Origin of the sequence: Bradyrhizobium sp. SHOUNA76 (genome assembly GCF_023006445.1) — a bacterium.
GTDB lineage: Bacteria > Pseudomonadota > Alphaproteobacteria > Rhizobiales > Xanthobacteraceae > Bradyrhizobium.
Genome location: NZ_JALBHA010000474.1, coordinates 1 through 4,960 on the forward strand (window position 1 = coordinate 1; position 4,960 = coordinate 4,960).

General features: G+C 65.8%; 7 protein-coding genes. 3 read left to right on the forward strand and 4 right to left on the reverse strand.

Annotated elements, in window-relative coordinates; genetic code table 11:
* Together MOV74_RS31110 and MOV74_RS31115 are read right to left on the reverse strand one after the other, a co-directional pair.
* Positions 1-244 (reverse strand): hypothetical protein (locus MOV74_RS31110; protein WP_246930721.1); only part of this gene is annotated, 244 nt, incomplete at its 3' end.
* Positions 245-321: 77 nt separating this feature from the next.
* The gene (locus tag MOV74_RS31115) at positions 322-738 is read right to left on the reverse strand and encodes a hypothetical protein (protein WP_246930723.1); all 417 of its coding nucleotides are present in this window, start codon (positions 736-738) and stop codon (positions 322-324) included.
* Positions 739-988: 250 nt separating this feature from the next.
* Between MOV74_RS31115 and MOV74_RS31120 the strand changes: the two genes are divergently transcribed.
* A complete protein-coding gene (locus MOV74_RS31120; protein WP_246930725.1) occupies positions 989-2,176 on the forward strand; it encodes an MFS transporter in 1,188 nt (395 codons plus the stop codon).
* On the opposite strand, the gene MOV74_RS31125 is transcribed toward MOV74_RS31120, so the two are convergent.
* A complete protein-coding gene (locus tag MOV74_RS31125; protein WP_246930727.1) occupies positions 2,173-2,580 on the reverse strand; it encodes a DUF4864 domain-containing protein in 408 nt (135 codons plus the stop codon). The two genes, MOV74_RS31120 and MOV74_RS31125, sit on opposite strands and share 4 nt — an antisense overlap.
* Before the next feature lie 66 nt (positions 2,581-2,646).
* The gene (locus MOV74_RS31130) at positions 2,647-3,285 is read right to left on the reverse strand and encodes a TetR/AcrR family transcriptional regulator (RefSeq protein WP_246930733.1); all 639 of its coding nucleotides are present in this window, start codon (positions 3,283-3,285) and stop codon (positions 2,647-2,649) included.
* 254 nt (positions 3,286-3,539) lie between these two features.
* Between MOV74_RS31130 and MOV74_RS31135 the strand changes: the two genes are divergently transcribed.
* Positions 3,540-4,037, forward strand: a complete 498-nt coding sequence (locus MOV74_RS31135; RefSeq protein WP_246930729.1) for a (2Fe-2S)-binding protein — start codon at positions 3,540-3,542, stop codon at positions 4,035-4,037.
* Positions 4,034-4,960: xanthine dehydrogenase family protein subunit M (locus MOV74_RS31140; protein WP_246930731.1), on the forward strand; the 927-nt coding region annotated here is incomplete at its 3' end. The genes MOV74_RS31135 and MOV74_RS31140, both read left to right, overlap by 4 nt.

A 4,960-nucleotide genomic window follows, 5' to 3' on the forward strand; every position in this document is an offset into this window, starting at 1 on the left:
GGCCGCGCCATGGTGCCGGCGTCGCCGGTCGCAGGCTGGTATAGGGCGCAATGGTCGAGCGATAGCCGACGGGCGCCACCTTCGCCGCGGGATCGGCGGGATCGGCGCTCGCGATTTGGGTCGTTGCCGGCATGCAGCCGGACAGCGCCAGCGCAGCAAGGGCCAGCAGCGGCCAATGGAATAGAAAGTGTCGTCCACCCACCGCAGATGCGGCGGCGGACCTCGCTCCGGAAAGCGTAGGCATGATTTATCCCTGATCTGAAAGACCACAGGTCCGCGCGCGCGGAAAAAGCGCGCTCGTCCCGAAATCGTCGTGTCAGATCAGGCGATGGGGGGGCGGTAGCGCTGAGCCGGTGCCGCGCTGTGCGGGCTGGCCACGAGCTCGATCGCGCAGGTCGACGTCGGCTGGACCGGTGTCGCGACGACCGGCAGATCGGCCGGCAATGCGCTGACGCACATCATCGCACAGCAGGGGCCGACTGTTCCCTTGCCGCCATGATGATCCGATGCCGGTGCGTCCTGTGCGGCCTTGTGATGTGCATGCGGGCCGGCGTGATCATGCGAGGCGGCGCCATGGATGTGGCCGGCCTGCATATGGTGATGCGCCGGCACGAGATCGGCGAGGATCGCGTCGTCGAGGCATGGCGCGGGACCGCCGCCCCACGCGAGGACTGCCGCCGGCGCGATCACGCAGAACAGATAGGCGAGGGCGACGATCCGCCCCACCCTGATCCGCATCGATCGTGTCAATCGCAGCAACATTCCGCCGACATGCGTTCCGCGCGGCAATGTTGCACACGCTGATTGCAAACTAATGGCAAAACGTGCGTTCGCCAAGAACTTATTACCGCAGTGCACCGCGCATGCCCAATATCGCGCCACGATGCTTGACCGCGAGGCGATCCGCGAACATGTTCCGCGCGTGCACGCACCCAATCATCCAGGACAAAGCCCTGATTCATTCAGCCCTGATTCCCGTCAGGCCTGGATGCGGCTGCTCATTGCGCTTGTGATCGGCTCGATCGGCGCCGTCGGCATGTGGGCGGTCGTGGTCGTGATTCCCGTGGTGCAGACGGAATTCGGTGCCACACGTGGAGCAGTGTCGCTGGCCTTCACGCTGATGATGTTCGGTTTCGGGCTCGGCGGCGTGATCGCTGGCAAGATCACCGACCGGTTCGGCATCGTGGCGGCGATGGCGATCAGCATCGCCTTCCTCGGCGTCGCCAATGTGCTCGCGGGGCTGTCGACCCAGCTCTGGCAGTTCGTAGCGGCGTATTTCCTGATCGGGCTCGGCACGTCCGCGACCTTCGCGCCGCTGATGGCGGAAGCATCGCACTGGTTCGAGCGCTATCGCGGATTGGCCGTGACGATCGTCGCGAGCGGCAATTACGTTGCCGGCACGATGTGGCCGCCGATCGTGAGCTGGGGCACGCAGGAGATCGGCTGGCGCTACACCCATATCGGCATCGGCATCGTCTGCGCCAGCACGATGGCGCTTCTGGTCCTCGTCCTGCGCGCGCAGATGGGTGACGACAAGGTCCGCGATCACGCCAACGCACCGCCGCCGCGGGTCGATCTCAAGCTCTCGACCAACGCGCTGACGGTGCTGCTCTCGATCGCCAGCATCTCCTGCTGCGTCGCCATGGCGATGCCGCAGGTGCATATCGTCGCCTATTGCGGCGACCTCGGCTACGGCGTGGCGCGCGGCGCGGAGATGCTGTCGCTGATGATGGGCTGCGGCATCATCAGCCGCATCGGCTCGGGTTATCTCGCCGACAAGATCGGAGGCATCCGCACGCTGCTGGTGGGATCGCTGGCGCAGGGCTTTGCGCTCGTGTTCTATCTGTTCTTCGACAGCCTCGCCTCGCTCTATCTGATCTCCGCGATGTTCGGACTGTTCCAGGGCGGCATCGTGCCGAGCTATGCCATCATCGTGCGCGAGGCGATGCCGGCGAGCGAGGCCGCGACCCGCGTCGGCATCGTGATCTTCGCGTCGGTGTTCGGCATGTCCTTCGGCGGCTGGGTGTCGGGCGTCATCTTCGATGCCACCGGCTCCTACGCCGCGGCGTTCGCCAACGGCGTCGCCTGGAACGCGCTGAATATCGCCATCGTCGTGACCCTGCTGATCCGCTCGCGGATGAATGCGGTGAAGGCCGGACCGGGTTTTGCGACCTAAACCGACTGTCCCGCCTTCAGCAGCGAGCAGCCGGTGATCTTGTAGCTGCCGTCCGCCTGCTGCTCGAGCGTGTACAGGGCTTCCCACGCTTCGCCATTGGCGTCGATGATATGAACGCGCTGGGAAATCCAGCTCCCCTCGCTCTTGCTCTCGCCAAATTCAAAACTCTTGTGGCGATAGATCGGCGCATAACCGTTCTGCACCATGGACATGAAGATGTCCGGCGCGGGGAAGATCTCCTTGATCGCCGGCGCGGCGTGGGAATAGGCGGCGCGCGCATCGTCGCGGACGAAGGCCTGCTCCTGGGCGCGGATGACGCCCCGCGCATTGGCAACATCGTCGGCGAGGGCCGCGGTGGAGCTGAAGACAAGGCTGATAGCGACGAGCACGGCGGCAATGCGCATGACAGGCTCCGCGTTGAAATCCCGGCGATGCTGATCCTAGCATGACCTCAGGGAAATACGGGCGCGCTATCGCTTGCGTTTCACCGCAGGTTTCGCGCGCTTGGCGGCGCCTGCCTTGGCCTTGGCGGCGGGCTGCACGCGCAGTCCATCGACGAACACGTCGAGCATGCGCAGCACCGAGGATTGCCAGCCGGGCTGATCGTGCATGTAGCACATGCCGATCAGGGCCCTGAGCAGGTCTTCCGGACTGATATCGCCCCGCATCTGGCTGGCCTCCACCGCGCGCGCGAGCAGCGAGCCGATCGCCTTGGTCAGCCGGTCCATCGAGAAGGCTGCGAGTTCCGACGAGCTCTGATAGGTCAGCGCCAGCGCAGCCGACATGCCTTTCTTCGTCGCGACGAATTCGACGGCGGAGCGTAGCCAGCGGCGGAGCGCGTCGACCGGATCCTTCGCGCTTCGCAGATGCTCGGCAAGCTCGCTGAGCTGCTCGACCTCGCGCCGGTACACCGCCTCGAACAGATCCTCGCGCGTCGGGAAGTGCCGATAGAGCGTGCCGATGCCGACGCCGGCACGCTTGGCGACCGCCTCCAGGCTCGCCTCGGGGCCGCCGGCGTTGAACACGGCCTTCGCGGCCTCGAGCACGCGCTCGCGATTGCGCACGGCATCGGCGCGGGGCTTTCGGGTCTGATCGGTGTGGTCGTCCATATCAGGCAATGTAGATCACGAATTGGTTAGATTGAACCCTCGTTGAACCCTCGCGGGGCTGCATCGCGTTGGTGGTGCACGGGCTTTTGACGAATTCCAAATATTTTCCGGCGGCTCTTGTTAAGCGGAGGGTGCCTCCGTATCTTCGCCGGGTGCGAGCCGGGATTGTGTGTCTGGCCGGCGCAAGATCGACGGCGGCCACGGCGGTGGCGCGCTGCGCGATCACTCATGTCCATATCTGATCGGAGCCTTGTATGAACCACTCCATCAGCCTCACCGTGAACGGTGCGCGACGCGACTTCGTCCTCGACGATCCGCGCGTCACGCTGCTCGATCTCCTGCGTGAGCGCCTCCATCTCACCGGAACCAAGAAGGGATGCGACCGCGGCCAGTGCGGCGCCTGCACCATTCTGGTCGGCGGCAAGCGCATCAACTCCTGCCTTGCGCTCGCCATCAGCCATGACGGCGCCGACATCCTCACCATCGAGGGCGTGGCGCGCGGCGACCAGCTGCATCCCGTGCAGGCTGCCTTCATTGGCCATGATGGCTTCCAGTGCGGCTTCTGCACGCCCGGCCAGATCATGAGCGCCATCGGCATGATGAGCGAGGCGCAGGCCGGCAACGATCCGGAACGCATCCGCGAATGCATGAGCGGCAATCTGTGCCGCTGCGGCGCCTATACCGGCATCGTCGATGCCGTGCTCGACGCGCAAGGACAGATGGACGAGATCAATCAGAGGCGTTCCGCATGAAGCCGTTCGATTACGTCAGGCCCGCCACGGTCACCGAGGCCGTTGCTGCCGCAGCCCAGCCGGGCGCCGTCTATCTCGCCGCCGGCACCAATCTGCTCGATCTGATGAAGGGCAATATCAGCCGTCCGGACCGTCTCGTCGACGTCACCCATCTCGAAGGGCTCGACGGCATCGAGCGGCTAGCCGACGGATCGCTCCGCGTCGGCGCGCTCGTGAGCAATGCCGATCTCGCGCACGACGCGGATTTCGCAAAGTCCTATCCGGCCGTCGCCGAAGCGCTCCTATCCGGTGCATCGGCGCAACTGCGCAATGCTGCGACCGTCGGCGGCAATCTCCTGCAACGGACGCGCTGTGCGTATTTCTACGACACCGCCAGCCGCTGCAACAAGCGAGAGGCCGGCAGCGGCTGCGACGCCCGCGACGGCGAGAACCGCGGCCATGCCGTGCTCGGCTGGAGCGAGAACTGCATCGCGACCCACCCGTCGGATTTCTGCGTGCCGCTGGTCGCGCTCGATGCCATCGTCGAGATCGAGGGCAGGAACGGCCGCCGCGAGATCGCGCTCGAGGCGTTGCATCGTCTGCCGGGCGATACGCCCGAGCGCGAGTCCGCGCTTGAACCGGGCGATCTCATCGTCGCGGTGCGCCTGCCGCCGGTCGCAAGCGGATTCGCCGCGCATGCGCGCTACCTCAAGGTCCGTGAGCGCACCTCCTACGCCTTCGCCGTGGTGTCCGCCGCCGCGGCGCTGCGGATCGAGAACGGAAAGATTGCGGAGGCACGGCTTGCGCTTGGCGGCGTTGCCGCAAAGCCCTGGCGCGCCCGTGCCGCAGAGGACGTGCTTAAAGGCGTCGCGCCGACCGCCGATGCGTTTCAAGAAGCCGCCTGGCGTGCGCTCACCGACGCAAAGCAGTCCGGCGATAACGCC

What these genes read in the sequence shown, in the direction of transcription:
- MOV74_RS31115 (WP_246930723.1), bottom strand. Translation starts at nt 738, where the DNA reads ATGCGGATCAGGGTGGGGCGGATCGTCGCCCTCGCCTATCTGTTCTGC.
- MOV74_RS31120 (WP_246930725.1), top strand. Translation starts at nt 989, where the DNA reads ATGCGGCTGCTCATTGCGCTTGTGATCGGCTCGATCGGCGCCGTCGGC.
- MOV74_RS31125 (WP_246930727.1), bottom strand. Translation starts at nt 2,580, where the DNA reads ATGCGCATTGCCGCCGTGCTCGTCGCTATCAGCCTTGTCTTCAGCTCC.
- MOV74_RS31130 (WP_246930733.1), bottom strand. Translation starts at nt 3,285, where the DNA reads ATGGACGACCACACCGATCAGACCCGAAAGCCCCGCGCCGATGCCGTG.
- MOV74_RS31135 (WP_246930729.1), top strand. Translation starts at nt 3,540, where the DNA reads ATGAACCACTCCATCAGCCTCACCGTGAACGGTGCGCGACGCGACTTC.